We start from the raw sequence: 20119 nt of genomic DNA, 5'->3' as shown, positions 1-20119 counted from the left end.
ATGGTTGGTTTTTAATTCAGGAGGTCCGGTGCAAGCCCAAGTACCGTTAAAAATTAACCCCAAAAGTATCATGGGCCGGGATGGTATTGTACCGCCTTAAACGGACTTCGTTCCCCCGTAGTGTTTACTGCGGGGGATGTTTTTTTTGCAATGAGTTAACCTTCATTATTAACCGATGATTAACTATTAAGGGTAAATACTGTTGTAACATTGTAATGTAATGCAATAAGCATTGCATTCTTTTTCCTATCGTTATATAACATATCGCCTGAGTGTCTACTCCGGCGGTTTATTATGAATAATTAAGAATGAATAATTAATAGCAGCGGAACGCGGTCTGCCAAGGCGATAGGCTTCTACACTTTTTTAAGCAACATATACTGACGGTTAGCATGATAAAAAACAGCAGGTGACTAAAAAGAAACCCGCGTTGCTAGTTTTGTAATCTAAACCGTCTTTTATATTCAGTGTGAGAATGAATATCCCATTTGGATATTCGGGCGTGAAATTGAGGTTTTATATTTTTTTATGAGTTAATCAGGTGTTAAGGAGAAAGTTAATACGAGGTTAACCGGGTTAAAATATCCAGCGAACAATGGTAACAGGGGCAGGAGCAATTGTACAAAGCATTGATAATAAACAGTATAAACCGGCACCTGGTGTACAGGTCGCCACACAAGCTTACCAGTAATCAATAAAAAAAGTAGCGAGTATAGCTGTAGCAGCAGCCAGGTTTTTTACAAAGCGGATATTAAAACCGCCTTTTTCCGCGTAATAATAGCTTTCCTTATACCGGTCATATTCAATAGGCGCACCCAGGTCTTTCATCATTTTCAGGAATTCATACAGGGTACGTTCGGATATACGTAACCGCTTGGCCAACTGTGCGGGTTTGCCGGTACCTTTAATGCGGATGAGGTAATCAATTGTTTGTAACCTTTCAAAATAACGTTTGGGCATGTAGCATAGGGGGGTTTAACGGGTAATGGAATTTACTTTATACATATCATTACACCAAAATAATTCAAATACATTTATTCTGGTAACTATTAACCCTTTGAATACAACCAACATCATCTGTTTCAACTGTTTTCTGCTAAAATACTGCTGGTAAAAGAGTTAAGGCAATAGTTTCCGTTGTTCCCGCTCTGGCTTGCTGTGCCCACATTTGCGTTTGCTTCATTGTAAACGAGTGCCGTATGTACTTCATGATACATGGGTTTTTCGAGGGTAATTTAATAAGGCTTCTTTACCGGTCAGGCATTAAATGCAATTTAGCAAGCTCCACTGCAATAGGATTGCAGTATGGTATCTAACAGGTAAATAGTAGTGTACACTCCCCGGGGACAATGTGAGGGAATGACTGACAATGCAGGATGGTATGGAGTTTCGCAAACAATGTTAATGCATTCTATTCGGTTAACAGTTAATTGCATGTTAACAGAAATAAAAAAATCTTGCCGGCCGTAATGCCGGCAAGGTACAGCAAACACCTGCAAAGCCTGTTAACAACGGCAATATAAAAGCAGGAAAGGAACCGCCCTGTTTACTCCAGGCCTCCAGGGTATCAAATACCAGTAGTATCATATAGCTATCCGGTACCGCATTGCTGTTTGCAATTATACTGCGGTTTATTTTGTGAGCGGTTAATGGAATGTTAACCCTGAAAAATGGTTTGCACCACGCTTCCTGCATCATTATCATAGTGATGCCCGCCCGGCAGCACCTTATGCCGGTAGTTTTGTATGTGCAGCTCCTGCAGGTTAAAATCATTTTCTCCTTCGCCAAACAATAACAACAACGGCTTGGTGGTAATGCGGTTCATAGCAGCAGGCACGCTCATACCATTATCTGCCGTTTTACCAAGCATTTCAGATACATGCACCTCCATGTCGGTAAACCGCGAAGGCGATATAAACACCAGCCGCTGCACCTGCGCCTGCAAGCCGGCCGGCAGCCGGTTATAAATAAAGGGCAGCACATCGGCTCCCATGGAATAGCCTACCAGCAAAAAGGTACGATGCCCCCACTGCCTGCCATAGCTGGTTAACAAGGCAGCCACATCTGCTGCCGCCTGTTCGGGCGTTTTCTTTTTCCAGAAATATTTTAAGGCATTCAGCGCTACTACGGCATAACCCTTTTGGGTAAACGCATTTACCATGCTTACACTAAACTTTTTCATGCCGCCATCGCCGGTAATAAAAAACACCAGCGGGTTTTGGCCGCTACCTGCCGGCGACATGGCCGTTACCGGCAGCGCTGCTACCGGTGTTTGCGCCTGCACTATTAAAAAAATCCCCTGGAAAAGGATCACCAGGAGCAATTCACGTATATACATGTTTAATTCAATTACGAATTATTCAATTACGAATCACGAATTAGCTGGGCGGCGGTTCAATGGATTCCCTTTGCAGCACACTTCCCAATTCCCAATGCGTAATTAATAATTTGCAATAACAGCTACTTCGGCTGCATTACCTTACTCAGCGCTGCAGGCAGCTGCAGCAGGTCAAAATCATGCTCATATACCAGGTATTTATTGGTCCAGGTAGTGGCATACTTTTCCTTGAACTCCCGCAGCCCCTGGTAATGGCGGAAAGCGCGGATCTTTTCATATGCGAACTTTACCACCTGCTCGGCCGTGTTTTGCGGCTGGGCTATGCCCGACATGGGCACCAGCCCCAGGTTCAGGTACTGTAAACCACGTTGCTGCGCATCCTGTATGAGCGCAATAATCATGGCGTCCATTACGCCGCCCGGCGCATCGGTGCGCTTGCGGATCATATCGTAGGTGCATTCTCCCGGCGCATAATCCGGTATCATGTTCAGGAAAGCCACCACCTCCCCGGCGGCATTGCTCACGGTAATTACGTCCTGCGCCTGTATGGCTGCGGCGTTAAACAGGCCCTGGGAAAAGGTCATTTCCTTTACTTCATACTGCTGCAGCCACTCGTCAGATACGGCTTTCAGCTGCTGCACCAATGCAGCAGGCAAAGGCGCACGGCGCAACGCGGTTACATATCCTTTATTAGCCAGGCTGTTTAACCCGTTCCGCAAAGATTTTTTATCCTTACCTGTAAGGGTAAAATTGCGAATATCCATAATCGCCTCCTGCCCTATCAGCAGCTTCTTTTTCCGCAACCGGTTAAAGTAAAAAACGCTTTCCTCATCTACCCTGTAAAAAGCCGGCCGCAGGCCCATTTTGCGGCACTGCTGCTCAAACTCCTGCAGCATGGCCAGCTTGTCGTTTTCACTGCACACCGGCTCTTCCAGCACAATGGCAAAACCGTTGGCCACGCGGTAGGCAATAAATCCCTGCAGCTGGTCGGATATATATAAGAGCTTATCTTCTCCCACTTTAAAATAATCCATGGCAGAGTCGCCATACTGCCCCAGGTAAAAGCGAGCCTTTTCCAGGGCGGTGTTACTTTGCTGCACCTGCAGGTAAGGGCGGATGATAGTATAAAATAAAAATGCCCATGCGCTAACGCCCAGCACACGGATGGCGCTCAGGAACTCCCTTCCGAAACGGGTTACCGGCCGCAGCTCATCATCCTCCAGCAGCATAAAACCGTGAAAGGCGGCGCGCAGGGAATGCTGCCAGGTAAAGTCGATCCCAAAGTGGCGGGCCTTTAAAAAATAAAAACCAACAGCGCCAAATACCAGCACCACTGCAAAGGTGCCCAGTGCTGTAACCACGCCAATATTCATCAGCTGCGGGTTGCTTTTCTGGCGGTACTGGCTGGCCGTGGCAATCAATATACCAGCCGTAGCCAGCGCCAGCAGCGCCTCTTCATAATCCAGGGCCTTACCGATATGGCCTATGGCCGACAGCAGCGACACCACCAGCGCTACCAGCCAGGCGCTGCGCAATCCGCGCAGCAAAAAAGTAGCAGTAACCAGCAGCACCAGTCCAAGAAACACTACCAGCAGGTTGGATGCATGAATGGGCGCCACCGGTATGTATGCGCGCAGCAGCTGTAAACGACCGGCCAGCGGCGGCGTAAGCACGGAAAAAATGTTCACCATGCCCAGTAAAAATATAAGCACCGGCGGCAGCAGGCGTAACACCAGCTCGCGCCCCCTGAGCGCAAAGGCCAGCACGCCCGCGGCCAGTGGCAGCCAAAACTCAAACAAGCGGTACAGCAAAGTGATTTCCAGCGCCTGCAACGTGCTGTAGCCATAGCTCTTCAGCAGCCAGGCAAGGGATAGCTCTATGGCGCCCAGGCCACGCAAAAAAGGAGAAATAATTAAAAAGATGGTAGCTATAATATAACCCACGCAGGCTGCCTCCAGCGAAGGCGTAACGCCGGTGGCCAGCATGCTCACATACAGGTGGGCAATACCGGTGAGCTCTATACCAACAGAGGCCCATACTGTTTGTGCAAAGGCCCCGCGCTGCAGCTGAAAGGAAAATATCTCGTCCAGGTGCGCTGTTGCCGATGGAAAATATTTTAACAGCAACGTATATACGATACCTTTCTGCTGCACGCTCCTGAACACCCATATGCCTGCCGCCAGCACCAAACAAATGCCAGCCAGGCCCGGCAGGGCGCGTTTCATATCGGGGTTGCGCAGTATGGCCAGTCCTACCACCGGTATACCCACCAGGAACACCGATAAAATACCTACATAGCCATAAATGCCCGATGCCTGGTGTACCTGGTGCTTATGAATGTCGGCATGCCGCAGCCCCCGGGGTAAATACATTAATGAGCTTACACCGCCGGCAGGTAAAAACACCGACAGCAGGTTGCGTTTCAGGAACAGCTCAATGCCTAAATATAAGGGCAGCCGCGCCTGCACCGCTTTAAAACTGTAATAGTACATCAGCGCCTGCAGTAGTATATAGGCGCAGGTAAGCAGCACACCGGCAGTGATCCATACCCGGCCGGCCTGCATCATGGCAGGTACCAGCGCGCGCAGCTCCTGCCGTTCCTGCCGGAAAAAGTAAATGGCCAGCAGCAGGAACAGGATAGCCAGCAACTCCTTTATATGCAGCTTACGCAACAGCAATGCAACCGGCGGCTTAAATTTTAGCGGCATAAAACGGCCATAGGATTTGAACTTTAACACCCAAAGCTACGTTTAAGTTGTATGGCGGCTTACAGGACCCGGCAATATTAATCGGATTTTAAGGCCCGGTATGTGCAACATTTTCCGCAATGCAGGCGGCATTACGCATCCACCTTTCCGGGTTAACGGCCGCCGGCGCAGCGTTCAAAAACGGCATAATTATTTACGTTCCTGTATGACTACATTAATTTCTATATATTATGATGGCATATACACAATGGACACGGTTAATTTATAACAAGCTGCATTCCTGGTTAGAAACTGCTGTTAAAATGCTGCCCAACCTGGCAGTGGCCATACTGGTGCTGGCATTTTTTTTTATGCTGTCCAGGTTTATCAGGAAGCTGGTGTACAGGCTGGTGCTCCGGCTCACCCACACCGAAGCGGTTAGCGGGCTGTTTTCCAGCATTGCTTACCTGTTCTTTTGTTTTGTGGGGTTGTTTATTGCGCTGAATGTGCTGCAGCTGGATAAAACAGTGTCGTCGCTGCTGGCGGGTGCAGGTATTATCGGCCTGGCGCTGGGCTTTGCTTTCCAGGACCTTACCGCCAACTTTATATCCGGCATTTTTATCACCTTCCGCAAACCGTTTGATGTTGGCCACCAGATAGAAACCAACGGCTTTACCGGCAATGTAGAGCACATACAGCTGCGCTCCACCACCCTGCGTACGCTGGACGGGCTGCATGTGATTATCCCCAACAAGGAAATTTTCCAGAAACCGATTATCAATCACTCCCTTACCCCGGTACGCCGCATCAGCCTCACCTTTAATGTGCCCATTGCCAACGAGCAGATGCCCGCCGCACAGAACCTGCTGCAGCAGGCGTTAAAAGACGTGCCCCGCCTTACCACAGACCGGCCGTTGCAGGTGCTGTTTTCCAATATTGACGGTGTTAACGTAAAAGTAACGGTAAACTGCTGGATCACCTATGATACCGACACCCTCCATGATAACGACCTTTACGACCAGGCCATGCACGATGTTATAACCCGGGTAACCACGGTGCTGCGGGAGCATAAAATGATATAACCTTCAAAGGCCCTTCTGAAATTTTTTTTTCATTTTTGTCCTGCGGGGAATTTTCCACCCGTCATTACACTGTTATTCATATTTTTTCAACCTACAAACGCCTTTCATTATGAAAGATTTCATGTTCATTTTCCGCGGCGGCAGCAGTGCAGCTAATTTATCCCCTAAGGAAATGCAGGACAATATGCAGCAGTGGTTTGCCTGGATAGACCAGTTCAAGTCCAAAAACATTTATGTAGGCGGGGAGCCCCTGTTACCGCAGGGCAAAACGGTAAGCGGCAGCAGCGCCGTAGTTACCGACGGCCCGTTTGCAGAAAGCAAGGAGCTGGTGGGCGGTTACATTGTTGTAAAAGCCGATTCCCTGGAAGCAGCTACTGAGCTGGCCAAAGGCTGCCCTGACCTGCAGTTGAACGGCAGTGTGGAAGTAAGGGAAGTAATGAAATTTGACGGTATGTAACCCTCCGTTATGCAACCGGGCGCCTCCTCACCACAGCAAATTGTTGACCATCTTTTCCGGCACGAGTCGGGGAAAATGATTGCCGTGCTGACACGTATTTTCGGCATGCACAACTTATCCCTGGCTGAAGATGTGGTGCAGGAGGCGTTCTTAAAGGCAATACAAACATGGTCTTTTCAACAGCTGCCTGACAATCCTTCCGCCTGGCTGATGACCGTAGCCAGGAATAAAGCGCTGGACATTATTCGCCGGCAGCAGCACTTCCAGCACCTTTCCGGGGAGCTGGCCTACCAGCTGCAGCATGCCACAGAAGATGCGGTACAGCAACTATTCCTGGATACGGAAATCACCGACAGCCAGCTGCGCATGATCTTTGCCTGCTGCCATCCTTCCCTGAAAGCCGAAGACCAGATTGCGCTTACCTTAAAAACCGTATCAGGCTTTGGAGCGGCGGAAATTGCAAAAGCCCTGCTTACCAATGAAGCGGTGATACAAAAACGCCTGTACCGCGCCAGGCAGTTTATAAAAGATGAAGACATACAGCTGGAAATACCCACCGGCCGGCAGCTGCCGCCACGGCTCGAAACCGTGTACACCGTGCTGTACCTGCTGTTTAATGAAGGATATAATTCCCTGAAAGCAGATGAGCTGATCCGGGAAGATCTTTGCATGGAAGCTATGCGCCTTTGCCTGTTACTGTCGGAGCACCAGGTGGGCAAACAGCCTGCTACCTTTGCGCTGCTATCGCTAATGTGCCTGCAGGCTTCCCGTTTTAACAGCCGCATTGATGAAAATAACTCCATTGTGCTGTTACAGCACCAGGACCGGAACACCTGGAACAAAGCGCTGATAGATAAAGGCTATTACTACCTGCGGCTATCTACCTTTGGAGAACAGCTTAGCATATACCACATTGAGTCGGCCATTGCCGCGGAACATTGCCTGGCAGCTTCCTTTGAGCAAACCAACTGGGAGCGTATGCTGCAGCTGTATGACCTGCTGCTGGCTAAAAAACCCATGCCCGTAGTACAGCTTAACCGGGCTATTGTGCTGGCGCAGCTGGGCCATGTACCCACCGCCATCCGCGAAGTAATGCACATACCGGATATTGAAAAGCTATTGAACACCCACTACATTTACAGCGCCGTGCTGGGCGACCTGTACCTGCAATCCGGCGAAACCGCGCTGGCTCAACATTACCTGGCAAAAGCCCAAACATTAACCACCTCACAGGCAGAACAAAAGCTGATACGGGAGAAGCTGCGCTTAATTAACAATTAAGAATGAATAATTAATAATGAATAGCGGTGGTACACTACAGCATTTATTCTTAACTATTAATCATTAATTATTAATTATTTTCGTTGTCTAAACCGTTGGGCTATGGCTAAAAAGTTTATAGTATTTGCAACAGGCGCCCTGCTGTTGACAGGCGTGTTAGGCTATTTCTTTCATTGGGTATGGTGGCTGCTGCTGCCAATTGTGCCCCTGGTTATTACCGGTATAGTTGATATGGTGCAAACCAAACATGCTATTATGCGCAATTACCCGGTGGTAGGGCGCATGCGCTACTGGATGGAATACCTGCGGCCTAAAATATATCAATACTTTGTGGAGAGCGATACAGACGGCAGCCCTATTAACCGGGTTGACCGTTCTACCATTTACCAGCGCGCCAAACGGGAGCTGAATACCCAGCCTTTCGGCACCCAGTTTAATGTATATGCAGAAGGGTATGAATGGATGGCCCATTCCATACAACCAAAGAGCTTTGAACAAATGGACAAAGATCCGCGTGTGACCATTGGCGGCAGTGAATGCACACAGCCGTATGCGGCCAGCATTCTCAATGTATCTGCCATGAGCTATGGCTCCCTGAGCGCCAATGCGGTAGAAGCACTGAACGGCGGGGCCAGGCTGGGCAACTTTGCGCACAATACCGGAGAAGGCGGCATTAGCAAGCACCACCTGAACCAGGGCGGCGACATTGTGTGGCAAATAGGCACCGGCTACTTTGGCTGCCGGAATGATGAAGGTAATTTTGACGACCGGCTGTTTGCGGAAAAAACTGCGCTGCCCCAGGTAAAAATGGTAGAGCTGAAAATTTCGCAGGGCGCCAAACCCGGCCACGGCGGCATATTACCCGCGGCCAAGAATACACCGGAAATTGCGGCCATCCGCCATGTAAAGCCTTACACCACGGTATACTCCCCTCCTTATCACACGGCTTTTAACACCCCGCGGGAAATGATGCAGTTCCTGGCGCATATGCGCAGCCTGAGCAAAGGCAAGCCTGTTGGTTTTAAACTGTGTATTGGCCAGCGCAGGGAGTTCTTTGCTATTTGCAAAGCCATGGTTGCCACTAATATTTACCCTGACTTTATTACTGTTGACGGCGGGGAAGGCGGCACCGGCGCAGCGCCCCCCGAGTTCTCCAACTCCGTGGGCATGCCGCTGCTGGACGCCCTGGCCTTTGTGCATGATACCCTAACGGGCTTTAATATACGCAGCAAGGTAAAGCTGCTGGCTTCCGGTAAAATATTAACGGGCTACCACGTGCTGCGCGCTATGGCGCTTGGCGCCGATGGCTGCAACAGCGCCCGCGCCATGATGATGGCCATCGGCTGCATACAGGCGCTGGAATGTAACACCAACCGCTGTCCTACTGGTGTGGCCACACAAGATAAGTGGCTGGCTAACGGGCTGGTGGTGGAAGATAAAAAGCACCGGGTAGCCAACTATCACCGCGATACCATTGAAAGCGCTATGGAGCTTACAGCAGCAGCCGGCTTAAACAGTCCGCATGAAATTACCCGCAGCCATATTTTCCGCCGGGTATTTATGAACCAGGTGCGCAGCTTTGAGGAAATATATCCCAGTGTGGCCACCGGTTTGTTCCTGAACGGGCAGGGTATGCATGAAATGCTGAGGAGCGAACTGGATAGGGCCAGTGAGGAACAGTGGAATTGATGTAAGGGAGCAGGAAAACAGGAAAAACTTAAAAGCATGCTATCTGCAGGATAACCTATTCTTTACAGTCAACGCAAGCCCTTAATTCTTAATTATTAATTCTTAATTATTATGCTTACCGGGGGAAATAAAAGCTTTTAGCGTTCCTGTAAAAGATGCGTTGCGCTGCTTCTTCCGGGAAATTGTCTTTTACCAGCGCTACGTCTTCATCGGTGAAAGGCTGTGGCGCACGGGTAGAGGGCAGGTCGGTGCCGAACATTAAGGCGCTGCTGTCTACCGCATAGATCTGCTGCATTACCTCCACTACATTGAAATTACAGCGGCTGAAGCCTGTAGCCTTTACTTTGGCGCCTTCCGCCACCAGCTCCAGCAAATAAGGCAATCCTTCTTTTGAAAGTCCCAGGTGATCGATACTAATGCGGGGCAGGCGCTTCAGCACAGGCATAAGGTCTTTCAGCTCCAGCGAGTTAATATACAGCTCTGTATGCCAGCCTGCCACATCATAGGCGCGGCGGGCAAGCGTTTCCAGGTGATCGACCGTAGCAGAGCCGCCGCGCTGCACATTGAACCTTACTGCGCGAACGCCGGATGCATGCAGCTGTCGTATATCCCTGTCTGTTATATACTCCGGCACCTGGGTTACGCCTACAAAACCAGGGCCCAGCTGCTGCAGTGCAGCTACCAGGTATTGCTGGTCAAACTGCTGGAAAGAGCCTGATACCACTGCCCCGCCGGCCACCTGTAAATGTTGCACCCTGGTTTTATAATCCTGCGTGGTAAAGGCTGGCGGCAGATACCCCTGGTTGGCCACTAAAGGAAACCGCGGGTCTATGATATGAAAATGTGCGTCAAAGATCATGCGCCGGCAATTTTTATTACAAACAGCTGCTGCGGCAAATCGCCGGGGTGCAGGGCGGACAGGTCCAGCACACAATCCTTTCCCTGCTGCTTTACGCGGATGTTTGCCTGGCTGCCCAATATGCTAACCTTAGCCCCTGCCGGCAGCGTATAATTACGTAACAGCAGCTGCTTATTATAAACAGGAACAATGCAATACAGGTTATTGTTCCTGCGGGTAAAAAACATTTCAATATGCGCATGCTCGTTAGAGGGCTGTATCATGCGGGTAATATCGTAATTAGCCATATAGGACGCCTTTTTAACAGATGGCTGCTGGCCGGGGCTCCATTGGCGCGTATGCTGCCATGATTCCGTACCATAAATGGCTTCGCCGTTGATCTCCAGCCAGCGGCCCATATCTATGAGGCGTTGCTGCATAATTACCGGTATGCGCCCGTCTGCCGTAGGACCAATATCCAGCAGCAGGTTTCCACCGCGTGACACAATGTCTATTAATGCCAGCAGCAGGTCGTGGCTGCTTTTATAATCGTCTGCATTTTCCATACGGTTATACCCGTATGACTGGCCTATGCCGCGGCTTTCCTCCCATACCACGCCAGGCTCCATACCGCTGCCGTATTCAGAGGTAAGGTAAGTGCTGGCAGCGTTGTGCCCGCGGGTATTGCTGCCCCAACGGTCGTTCACCACAATCTCGTTCTTTACCGGCGACTCATTATATAACCAGGCCAGCAGGGCAGGTGAATGCCAAAGGCTGTCCGGCAGCTCCCATTCCCCGTCTGAAAATATTACAGATGGCTTGTACCGTGTTACCAGGTCCTTAAACTCGGGCTGCATTACTTCTTTAATATACTTTTGCTTATCGGTAAGCCATAAGGGGTTATACCATTCATACAGCGAGTAGTAATAGCCCATGCGCAGGCCGGTTTTACGTACGGCGGCTGTGAGATCGCCCAGCAAATCGCGTTTAGGCGTACCGGTTACAGCATGCCAGGGACGGCCCCAGGCCTTATCTGCCCAGGGGCTGTTCCATAAACAATATCCTTCGTGATGCTTGGAGGTAAGCACCACATACTTAGCCCCGGCGCGGCGGAACACCTCTGCCCATTGCGCAGGATCAAATAATGACGCATTGAACTGCTTTTCAAAACCACTGTAAGGGAAATCTTTGCCGTATTGCTTGTCATGAAACGCCTGTACCTGGGCATGTGTGCCGGAACCGGTGTCCCTAAGGTTATGCCAGTACCATTCTGAATAACCGCCGGGGCCTACCACCGCATAGGAAGGCACTGCATATACACCCCAGTGTATAAAAATGCCAAACTTGGCTTCGTGGAACCAGCCGGGTATTTTACGTGTATTCAACGAAGCCCAGTTGGGCTCATAATGCTGGGCCCATAGCGGTTGTAAAGAAAGTAACAGCAGGCATGCCGCAAGTACGGTTCTTTTCATAACGGTGAAGTTTAGCGGCAGGTAAAATACTGAATATTCAGGGAAAGCGAAAGGCGGAAAAGCACTAAATAAAAAAAGCGTATAAAGTGCTTTTACTTTATACGCTTTAATATGGTTATACTTTTATCTTCCCTCTGCTCCTTAATTATTCATTCTTAATTCTTCATTATTAATTAATGCTGCTATTCGAGCGCGCTGGCTGCTGCTTCATCCACAAACCAGTGCAACTCCCCGTCCTGCGGGCGTATAAGCTGTGAAGGAAACTGCTCTGCATTAAAGGTACCTTCAATCACGTTCTTCAGCGTTAAGGCTTTACCTGCGCCGGTAGCCATAAATACCACACAGGCAGCTTTATTTACCACGGGCGCGGTAAGGGTAACGCGGTACATATGCTGGGCAGCCAGGAAAAATGCTTTTACCCAGGCTTTTTGTTCCTGCACTACCGGCATGCCGGGAAACAGCGACAGCGTGTGCCCGTCATCGCCCATGCCCAGCAGCACCAGGTCAAAAGTTACATCGGCGTCTTTAAAATAGTCACGCAGCAATTTTTCATACGCTTCTGCTGAAGCTTCCGGCATTATATCCGTACGCATTACATGAATATTCCCTTCCGGTATGCCCATGGGGGTTAGCAGGGTTTCATACGCCATGCGGGCATTATTGCGCTCATCATCAAACGGAACTACGCGTTCATCTCCCCAGAAGAAATGGATCTTTTCCCAGGGTATCATTTGCTGGTAAGGCTCCTTTGCCAACAGTGCGTACAGCTGTTTGGGCGTGTTACCGCCCGACAGTACAAATGTAAACTGCTCCTGGTCCTGCAATACTTCCAGTATATAGTTGCTGATCCAGGCGGCCAGGTTTTCACTCAGCTGCTGCGGATCTTTGGCAATGTGTAGCTCCATAAATCAATTGTTTGATGTGCAAACGTGCAGATGGAATGCCATTATGCTCTACTCATTTGCACATTTGCATATTTGCACATCTGCACATTTATAATACTTTTACTTCGTCAAATTGATCCAGCTGTGCCCGTCCTGTGCTATCAGCGCATCCGCGTCATTCGGGCCCCAGGAGTCCGGCGCATAGTTGGGAAAATTCTGCGGCACCCGGTTCTCCCAGGTTTCCAGGATTGGCATAATCAGCTTCCATGCAGCTTCCACCTGGTCGGCACGCATAAACAGCGTGGCATCGCCTTCCATTACATCCAGCAGCAATGTTTCATAAGCTTCCGGTGCATGTTCGCCATAGGCGGCATCGTAATTAAACACCATTTCCACGGGGTCCAGCGTCATGGTTTGGCCCGGGCGTTTGGCCTGGAAGCGGATGCGTATATCCATTTCCGGGTTAATGCTGATGGTAAGCCGGTTGGGGCGCCAGGTTTCCGCGGACTCTGAGGGGAATGCAAAGTGCGGCGCCTGCCGGAACTGCAGGTTAATCTGCGTGGTTTTCTGGTGCATGTATTTGCCGGTGCGCACATAAATGGGCACGCCCTGCCAGCGCCAGTTATCAATATAAAATTTTACCGCTGCATAGGTTTCTGTATTGGAACCGGGCTTTACGCCTTTTTCTTCGCGGTAACCGGGTACGCGTTCGCCTTTCATCCAGCCGCCGGAATATTGGCCGCGCACAGCGTATTCATGCACTTTATCCTTGCTAATGGGGCGAATAGCGTTCAGCACATCCACTTTTTTATTGCGGATCTCGTTCGCGTCAAAAGATACCGGCGCTTCCATGGCCACCATACAAAGGATCTGCAGAATGTGGTTCTGCACCATATCGCGCAACGCACCGGAGCGGTCGTAGTAACCGCCGCGGCCTTCGAGGCCCACGCTTTCCGCTGCAGTGATTTGTATATGTTCAATAAAATTGCGGTTCCATACCGGCTCAAACAGGGCGTTGGCAAAACGCAGGGCCAGTATGTTCTGTACGGTTTCCTTACCTAAGTAGTGATCGATACGGAATATCTGCTCTTCGGAGAACATGCTGGTGAGCAGCTCGTTCAGCTCATGCGCGCTTTGCAGGTCGTGGCCAAAAGGCTTTTCCACCACAATGCGGGTATTGTGCTTATCGCTGCACAGGTTCATGCGGCCCAGCTTGCGTGCAATGGAGGGCACCAGCTGCGGCGCCACTGCCAGGTAAAAGATCACATTGGGATGGGTGCCCCACTCCTCTTCCTTTTGCTTTACAATGTCGGACATCTCATCATAAGACTCTGCATTTTCCGCATCCAGCTGCAAAAAGCTTACATTTTTGGAGAAGTCGGCCCAGTGGGTATTCTGCTCACTTTTACGGCGGGAAAATTTGCTGATGCCGTCCAGCAGGTGCTCGCGGTAAGCCTCATCAGTATACGGGGTGCGGCCCAGGCCGATGATGGCAAATTTTTCCGGCATCCAGTCGTCCAGGAAAAGATTATATAAGGCGGGTGAGAGTTTGCGGTAGTTCAGATCGCCGCTGCCGCCAAAGATAAACAGGATGGAAGCAGGTGGACGTTTGTGTTCTTGCATAAAATTATATTTTTTGCTGCTACAGTTGACCGGCAGTATAATTAGATATGGCTACCTGCTAACAGCTAAGACTAAAAGCCTTTCAATGTTGTTCCCAAACGGTATGGAAAGTACCGGGCATGTCTATACGCTGATAGGTATGTGCGCCGAAGTAGTCCCGCTGCGCCTGTACCAGGTTAGTGGGCATTCTTTCCGTACGGTATGCATCAAAATAAGATAATGCCGCCATTAAACCTGCTGCCGGTACGCCTGCCTGTGCGGCCTGCGCTATCAAGGTGCGGGTATTGGTTTCAATGGGCTGCACCAGGTCTGCTACTTTTTTGTTAAGCAGGATGTTGGGCAGCTCAGGCGACTGCTGGTATGCTTCAGCAAAAGTTTCCAGCAGTACAGAGCGGATGATGCAGCCGCCGCGCCATACCTTCACCACCTGGGGCAGCGGTATTTCCATTTTCAGCTCTTCAGATGCTTTATGCAGCATGGCCAGACCCTGTGCATAGCTCATGATAGTGCCAAAATACAGGGCATCATGCACCTGCTGAATCCAGGTATCAGCAGGGGTGTTAATACCTGCAGCCGGCGCTTTGTATAACGCTGCCGCCTGTACGCGCTCTTCCTTGTAACCGCTTAACGTACGTAATGCAACGGCGGTGTCAATAACCGGTATAGCTACCGGCAGGTCCATGGCGTCCTGTGAGGTCCACTTACCGGTGCCTTTTGAACCGGCCTTATCGGAGATCACATCTACCAGGCGCTTGCCGGTCTTATCATCCTGCTGCAAAAATATGTCTGCTGTTATCTCTACCAGGAAAGACTGCAGCGGCCCCTGGTTCCAGGAGGCAAATATTTTATGCAGCCGGTCATTATCCAAACCGGTTTGCTTCAGCAACGCATATGCTTCGCTGATCAGCTGCATAATACCATATTCAATACCGTTATGCACCATTTTTACGTAGTGGCCGGCGCCTTCCTTACCTAAGTAGGCTACGCAGGGCTCCCCTTTTACTTTGGCGGCCACTGCTTCCAGCATAGGGCGTACTTTTTCATATGCCTCTTTATCGCCGCCCGGCATAATGGCGGGCCCGGTACGGGCGCCCATTTCACCACCGGAAACGCCTATGCCCATAAAATGCAGCTGCTTTTCCCGGCAATACTTTACTCTTCTGAGGGTATCTGTATAATGCGAGTTACCTCCGTCAATAATTACATCGCCCGGCTCCAGCAACGGCAGCAGGGAAGCAATTACATCGTCTACCGGCTGACCGGCAGGCACCAGCATCATTACCCGGCGGGGCCGCTGCAACAGTTGGATCATGGTGGCCAGTTCTGCTACCCCTTTTACCGTGGTTCCTGCTGTGGCAGCAGATTCCAGGGCAGCGTTCTTAGTAGCATCCTTATCAAATCCGATAACGGAAAAACCATGATCGGCCATATTCAGTAACAGGTTTCTGCCCATTACACCCAGGCCAATCATTCCAAAATCATATAAGCTGTTTGACATAAGATAAAGTAAAAGTGAAAGAGATGTAAAATTAGGACAAAAACGCTGAAAGCAAAAAGTAAAAAGCAAAAAGCAAAAGGGATGATATTTTGTTTAAGCTTCGCGTTTTTTACTTTTACTTTTTACCTTTTTACTTTGTATAAGCTGCATTCGTTCAACTTTTTAATTTTTGCTTTTTATCTTTTAATTTTTGCTTTACGCAGAGTTACGGCCGGCATTAATGATACCAAAAGAGCAGCGCACTACCAGCTTCTCAAACACCTCCTTATGCCCGTTGCCTTTATCATCCTGCTGTTCCAGCGCGCGGATGCGGCCCAGCGCATATTGCTGGATGGTTACTAACGGCAGCACTATACGTTCGCGCATTAATATTGACAGCTGCTCTGTGGGGGTACTGCCCATAAGTGTGGCAGAACCGGACAGCTGCAGCAGGTATTTTTTGGTAAGCTCAAACTCGTTGTTGATCATCGTCCAAACAGGCCCGTATACCGGGTCTTTGGCCAGGTGAGCAGTTAACGGCATGTAGCTTTTTATCATGGCCATCTCGCAGTTATCCAGCAGGGTTTTAAAGAACAGGGAATGCCGGTACAGGTGTTTCAGCTCGTCCCACTTGCCCTCTTTTTCCAACTGCTGCAACGCAGTACCAACGCCGTAAAAGGCCGGTACATTTTGCTTTAGCTGGCTCCAGGCGCCTACATAAGGAACAGCCCGCAGGTCGTTCAGGTTAAGCCTGGCGGCGGCATTCCTTTTGGATGGACGGCTGCCGATGTTAGCCTCAGCATAATAACGCAAGGGGCTGGTACGCTCCAGGTAATCGATAAAGTTAGGATGGTGCTTCAGCTGGTTAAAGGCCTCATATCCTACATCCGCCAGGTTTTGCAGCAGGGCTTCCTCAGCAGCGGTAAGCGTTACTTCACGCGATGAGAACAGCTCGTTGGTAATGCCGGCATGTATCAGCTGCTCCAGGTTAAACTGCGCAACATCTACGGTGCCGAAATTAGAGCTAACCGTTTGCCCCTGTATGGTAAGCTGGATTTCCTTATTGGCAATATTGCGGCCCATGGAGGCATAGAACTGGTGGGTTTTACCACCGCCACGGCCGGGAGGACCACCGCGGCCGTCAAAAAATATCACGTCAATTCCGGCTTCCCGGGAAAGCTTTGTCAGCTCCTCTTTGGCTTTATATATGCTCCAGTTGGCCATCAGGTAGCCACCATCTTTAGTGCCGTCTGAGAAGCCCAGCATAATGGTTTGTTTGTTCCCGCGCCGGTGAAGGTGCTGGCGGTACTCCTTATTTTCATAAAGGGATCGCATAACATTTCCGGCCGCCCGCAGATCGTCGATGGTTTCAAACAGGGGCACAATATCAATGGTAAGCGCTTCTTTTTTCCAGCCGCCCATCAGGAACAGGCCGTACACCTCCATTACATCAAGGGCGCTGGTGCTGTGGCTGATAATATAGCGGTGGCAGCCTTCCTCTCCATTGGTTTGCTGTATGGTTTGCACCGCTTTAACGGCTTCCAGCGCATCTTTATGCAGGTCTTCTTTCAGCAGGCTGCTATCTACGGTTTTATTAACAGCCAGCAGGGCTTTTATTTTATCCTCATCCGGTAAGGATGTATAATTTTTGGGCAGGGCATTGCTTACCTCCGCGATGGCTTCCATTAACTTGCTGTGTACAGAGCTATCCTGCCGGATGTCCAGCGATGCAAAAAATAATCCAAACAGCTCTACGCGGGTAATCAGCGCTTCCACCAGGTGTATAAACAGCCCGTTATGCTGTTGCTGTATGGTATCGCGGATGCGCAGCAGCGTGTCCAGTATTTCACTGCGGCAAAGATCCGTGCGCTGGCCGGGTATGAACAGGTTACTATACAGCTTTTGCTCCAGGGCGGCCAGCTCATTTTCCACGCCTTTGAAGGTAAGGCGGCGTTTGAGCTTGCGCACATCCAGGTAGTAACATTTTATAATGGCCCCCCGCAGCGCATCAGCTACCTGCAGGGTGGTAGGCACCTTTACAAAGGGATTACCATCCCGGTCGCCGCCGGGCCAGAAACCCATACGGATAAGCGCATTGTGGGCGTTCACCGGCGCCTGCGGAAAGTGCGATTTGAGATAAGACACGGCCCTGCCGGCAGCCTGGTAGAACACATTTTCCAGGAACCACACCAGGCTAATGGCTTCATCATACGGCGTGGGTTTTTCCTTTTTAAAGAAAGGGGTTTTGCCAAGCTGCTGCAGGTACATATTAACCTGCGCGGTATTATCATTTATGAGGGCGTTGGAAAGATCGTTGATAATGCCCAGCACCTCCCCGGGATAGAACTGTGTGGGGTGGGCAGTAAGCACCAGCCGTACGGAAAAATCCTCCAGCTTCTTAGCCAGGGCCTCCTCTGCCTGCCCCTGTATTACCTGTGAGGCCAGCTGGCGCAACGAGCCAGGCCCCTGCGTATCGCGGATATCGCGGAAAGCGGCGTCCTCCAGCGCATCAAATAATACTACCTGCCGCTCCGAGTATTGTACAAAGCGGAATAACAGGTCCAGCTGCTGCTGCTCATCGCGGTAAGTGGTATACTGTTCAAAAAAGGAGCTCAATATTTCATCCGGGCTTTGCTCTTTGGCAAAACCTTCCTCACAATGGAGCAGAAATAAGGAAAGAAAAATACCCGTCTTTTCAACGCGGTGAAAAGGTAGTGAAGTAAAAAGACTGTTATAAAGTTGAAATTTAGTTCCTACCAGGTTCTTGAACAACTGTAATGTATTATTAACCGGAGCTTCCATGCTAACTGATTTGCTGATTCCCGCACGAAAAGTACGAATAAATGCAGAAAGGTGAAAGCAAAAAGCCGGTAACGCACAATAAAATGGCAGCGGCCATAAAAAGGCTGCCGCCCGGTAAGGTGGCCCGCTGCTTTTTACGGCCGTCTGCCGTTGTATATTCCCCCGTAATTATTTAACTTAAATCTCTTTCATCGCAAACCGTACCGGCAGGTTATACAGTACCGATACGGGGTGCCCGTTCTGCTTACCGGGTTTCCATTTGGGCATGCCTTTGATCACGCGCAGGGCTTCTTCATCCAGCCCGCCGCCTTTAGGGATGCCGGCGAGCTTTACATCTTTTATATTGCCCTCATAATCCACTACAAACTGCACATACACGATACCGCTAATATTATTTTCCAATGCCATCCGCGGGTAATGGAGGTGGGATGACAGGTAGCGGCCCAGCGCTTCCATGCCGCCGGGGAAAGAAGGCATTATTTCCACCCCGCCGGTCCAGATATGCTCGCGGTCTTCACGCTCGGCAACTACCGGCGCTTCCACAATGCCGCCGGCGCCTGCCTGTGGCAGCAGCTGGTCGGCATCTATGCCGTTTATATCGCCCGTGGTATTGGTAAGACCCACGGAATTATGTTCCAGCGCCGTAACCGGCGGCACTTCTGTTTCCAAAGCCTCACTTGACACTACGGGCGTTGCATAAGCCACGCTGGCCCTGGCCGGCGGCGGTGTACTGGGGGGCGGGGGCGGCGGAGGAGGGGTTAGCTGTTCAGGAGGTAATACCGCGTCAGACAGTTTAATAGGATCTACTACCGGTACTACATTTCGTATAGGCGTGTGGGATGCCATTACATGGTTGTTCACAATATAGCCTCCTATTATCACTAATGCGATGGAAGCCGTGCCCATGATAGCATTGCGTACCCGCTGGTCATACTTGCGGCGTAGCGCATAAGCGCCATAATCTTTGTTCCTGCCGTTGAAAAGAATGTCAAGAAAATCGTTGCCGGGGATAGTAGTTGAGGTCATCATGGTATAAGTTTCCTATAAGATGCAAACACCGGAAACTTTCCATATGGGAATAGTAAAAAAGGGCCGGTCTGGATTGACATCCGGACCGGAGCTCCTATCTTGCTAAAGGAAGTATTGTTTCTTATACTGCATGCAATACCTGTGGCGGTGCTGTATTGGTAATGCCACGGGGCGCGGGCGGCACATTGCACAAAATTTACCACCAATAAATTGGCAAACATACCGGCCCGCTAACCATCCGGAGCATTTATTTACAGCAAACAACTTTTAATGAATAACAACCACGGCCGCTACAGGCCAGGCTTACGGCAGCAACGCCTTTTACCTTTATACCCCTCCTGTATGTATATACAGGCCAATGAACAGCAGGGCATACGCAGGAAATTACCAAGTACCTTAAAAGCTCCAGGGTAGATGCGGTGTTTTTTGCCACCAACTACCTGGGCATTTATGGCATAGA

14 protein-coding genes are annotated in these 20119 nt (G+C 50.1%); 4 read left to right on the top strand and 10 right to left on the bottom strand.

Annotation, left to right across the window (positions count from 1 at the left end; translation table 11 throughout):
• Positions 1 to 681: 681 nt before the first annotated feature.
• The 3 genes from VFS25_RS14725 to VFS25_RS14715 all read right to left on the bottom strand — a co-directional run bounded on the left by VFS25_RS14725 (position 682) and on the right by VFS25_RS14715 (position 5046).
• Positions 682 to 960 (bottom strand): HTH domain-containing protein, encoded by a 279-nt coding sequence (locus VFS25_RS14725; protein ID WP_326462922.1) that lies wholly within the window; start codon positions 958 to 960, stop codon positions 682 to 684.
• Between the two features lie 697 nt (positions 961 to 1657).
• On the bottom strand, positions 1658 to 2338 hold the full coding sequence (locus tag VFS25_RS14720; RefSeq protein ID WP_326462921.1) for an AcvB/VirJ family lysyl-phosphatidylglycerol hydrolase: 681 nt from the start codon (positions 2336 to 2338) through the stop codon (positions 1658 to 1660).
• A 122-nt stretch (positions 2339 to 2460) separates the two neighbouring features.
• Positions 2461 to 5046 (bottom strand): phosphatidylglycerol lysyltransferase domain-containing protein, encoded by a 2586-nt coding sequence (locus VFS25_RS14715; RefSeq protein WP_326462920.1) that lies wholly within the window; start codon positions 5044 to 5046, stop codon positions 2461 to 2463.
• Positions 5047 to 5276: 230 nt separating this feature from the next.
• On the opposite strand from VFS25_RS14715, the gene VFS25_RS14710 reads away from it, so the two are divergent.
• The 4 genes from VFS25_RS14710 to VFS25_RS14695 all read left to right on the top strand — a co-directional run bounded on the left by VFS25_RS14710 (position 5277) and on the right by VFS25_RS14695 (position 9534).
• Positions 5277 to 6107: a mechanosensitive ion channel family protein gene (locus VFS25_RS14710; protein WP_326462919.1), complete on the top strand. Its 831-nt coding sequence runs from the start codon at positions 5277 to 5279 to the stop codon at positions 6105 to 6107.
• A 109-nt stretch (positions 6108 to 6216) separates the two neighbouring features.
• Entirely contained in the window at positions 6217 to 6564 is a 348-nt protein-coding gene (locus tag VFS25_RS14705; protein ID WP_326462918.1) for a YciI family protein, read from the top strand.
• Between the two features lie 9 nt (positions 6565 to 6573).
• A complete protein-coding gene (locus VFS25_RS14700; protein WP_326462917.1) occupies positions 6574 to 7845 on the top strand; it encodes an RNA polymerase sigma factor in 1272 nt (423 codons plus the stop codon).
• A gap of 102 nt (positions 7846 to 7947) precedes the next feature.
• Positions 7948 to 9534 carry an FMN-binding glutamate synthase family protein gene (locus tag VFS25_RS14695; RefSeq protein WP_326462916.1) on the top strand — a complete coding sequence of 529 codons (1587 nt, stop codon included), beginning with the start codon at positions 7948 to 7950 and terminating at the stop codon, positions 9532 to 9534.
• A 115-nt stretch (positions 9535 to 9649) separates the two neighbouring features.
• On the opposite strand, the gene VFS25_RS14690 is transcribed toward VFS25_RS14695, so the two are convergent.
• The 7 genes from VFS25_RS14690 to VFS25_RS14660 all read right to left on the bottom strand — a co-directional run bounded on the left by VFS25_RS14690 (position 9650) and on the right by VFS25_RS14660 (position 19659).
• Positions 9650 to 10393, bottom strand: a complete 744-nt coding sequence (locus VFS25_RS14690; protein ID WP_326462915.1) for an amidohydrolase family protein — start codon at positions 10391 to 10393, stop codon at positions 9650 to 9652.
• Complete coding sequence (locus tag VFS25_RS14685) at positions 10390 to 11844, bottom strand: alpha-L-fucosidase (protein WP_326462914.1); 1455 nt, start codon at positions 11842 to 11844, stop codon at positions 10390 to 10392. The genes VFS25_RS14690 and VFS25_RS14685 overlap by 4 nt, the downstream gene beginning before the upstream one ends.
• 182 nt (positions 11845 to 12026) lie before the next feature.
• A complete protein-coding gene (pgl, locus tag VFS25_RS14680) occupies positions 12027 to 12749 on the bottom strand; it encodes a 6-phosphogluconolactonase (RefSeq protein WP_326462913.1) in 723 nt (240 codons plus the stop codon).
• Positions 12750 to 12848: 99 nt separating this feature from the next.
• A complete protein-coding gene (gene zwf / locus VFS25_RS14675) occupies positions 12849 to 14351 on the bottom strand; it encodes a glucose-6-phosphate dehydrogenase (protein WP_326462912.1) in 1503 nt (500 codons plus the stop codon).
• An 82-nt stretch (positions 14352 to 14433) separates the two neighbouring features.
• Positions 14434 to 15849: an NADP-dependent phosphogluconate dehydrogenase gene (gene gndA / locus VFS25_RS14670; RefSeq protein WP_326462911.1), complete on the bottom strand. Its 1416-nt coding sequence runs from the start codon at positions 15847 to 15849 to the stop codon at positions 14434 to 14436.
• 195 nt (positions 15850 to 16044) lie between these two features.
• Positions 16045 to 18630, bottom strand: coding sequence for a phosphoenolpyruvate carboxylase (locus VFS25_RS14665; RefSeq protein WP_326462910.1), 2586 nt, complete (start codon positions 18628 to 18630; stop codon positions 16045 to 16047).
• A gap of 177 nt (positions 18631 to 18807) precedes the next feature.
• On the bottom strand, positions 18808 to 19659 hold the full coding sequence (locus VFS25_RS14660; RefSeq protein WP_326462909.1) for an energy transducer TonB: 852 nt from the start codon (positions 19657 to 19659) through the stop codon (positions 18808 to 18810).
• Positions 19660 to 20119: the final 460 nt, after the last annotated feature.

This window comes from Chitinophaga sp., from assembly GCF_035761305.1.
GTDB lineage: Bacteria > Bacteroidota > Bacteroidia > Chitinophagales > Chitinophagaceae > Chitinophaga.
Note: the sequence above shows the minus strand (reverse complement) of the source record. Positions and strands in the feature narration are given on the sequence as shown.

Coding starts and splice junctions, on each gene's coding strand:
- VFS25_RS14660 (WP_326462909.1), bottom strand. CDS start 19,659: ATGATGACCTCAACTACTATCCCCGGCAACGATTTTCTTGACATTCTT.
- zwf (WP_326462912.1), bottom strand. CDS start 14,351: ATGCAAGAACACAAACGTCCACCTGCTTCCATCCTGTTTATCTTTGGC.
- VFS25_RS14690 (WP_326462915.1), bottom strand. CDS start 10,393: ATGATCTTTGACGCACATTTTCATATCATAGACCCGCGGTTTCCTTTA.
- VFS25_RS14720 (WP_326462921.1), bottom strand. CDS start 2,338: ATGTATATACGTGAATTGCTCCTGGTGATCCTTTTCCAGGGGATTTTT.
- VFS25_RS14715 (WP_326462920.1), bottom strand. CDS start 5,046: ATGCCGCTAAAATTTAAGCCGCCGGTTGCATTGCTGTTGCGTAAGCTG.
- VFS25_RS14685 (WP_326462914.1), bottom strand. CDS start 11,844: ATGAAAAGAACCGTACTTGCGGCATGCCTGCTGTTACTTTCTTTACAA.
- VFS25_RS14705 (WP_326462918.1), top strand. CDS start 6,217: ATGAAAGATTTCATGTTCATTTTCCGCGGCGGCAGCAGTGCAGCTAAT.
- VFS25_RS14665 (WP_326462910.1), bottom strand. CDS start 18,630: ATGGAAGCTCCGGTTAATAATACATTACAGTTGTTCAAGAACCTGGTA.
- VFS25_RS14725 (WP_326462922.1), bottom strand. CDS start 960: ATGCCCAAACGTTATTTTGAAAGGTTACAAACAATTGATTACCTCATC.
- VFS25_RS14710 (WP_326462919.1), top strand. CDS start 5,277: ATGATGGCATATACACAATGGACACGGTTAATTTATAACAAGCTGCAT.
- VFS25_RS14700 (WP_326462917.1), top strand. CDS start 6,574: ATGCAACCGGGCGCCTCCTCACCACAGCAAATTGTTGACCATCTTTTC.
- VFS25_RS14695 (WP_326462916.1), top strand. CDS start 7,948: ATGGCTAAAAAGTTTATAGTATTTGCAACAGGCGCCCTGCTGTTGACA.
- pgl (WP_326462913.1), bottom strand. CDS start 12,749: ATGGAGCTACACATTGCCAAAGATCCGCAGCAGCTGAGTGAAAACCTG.
- gndA (WP_326462911.1), bottom strand. CDS start 15,849: ATGTCAAACAGCTTATATGATTTTGGAATGATTGGCCTGGGTGTAATG.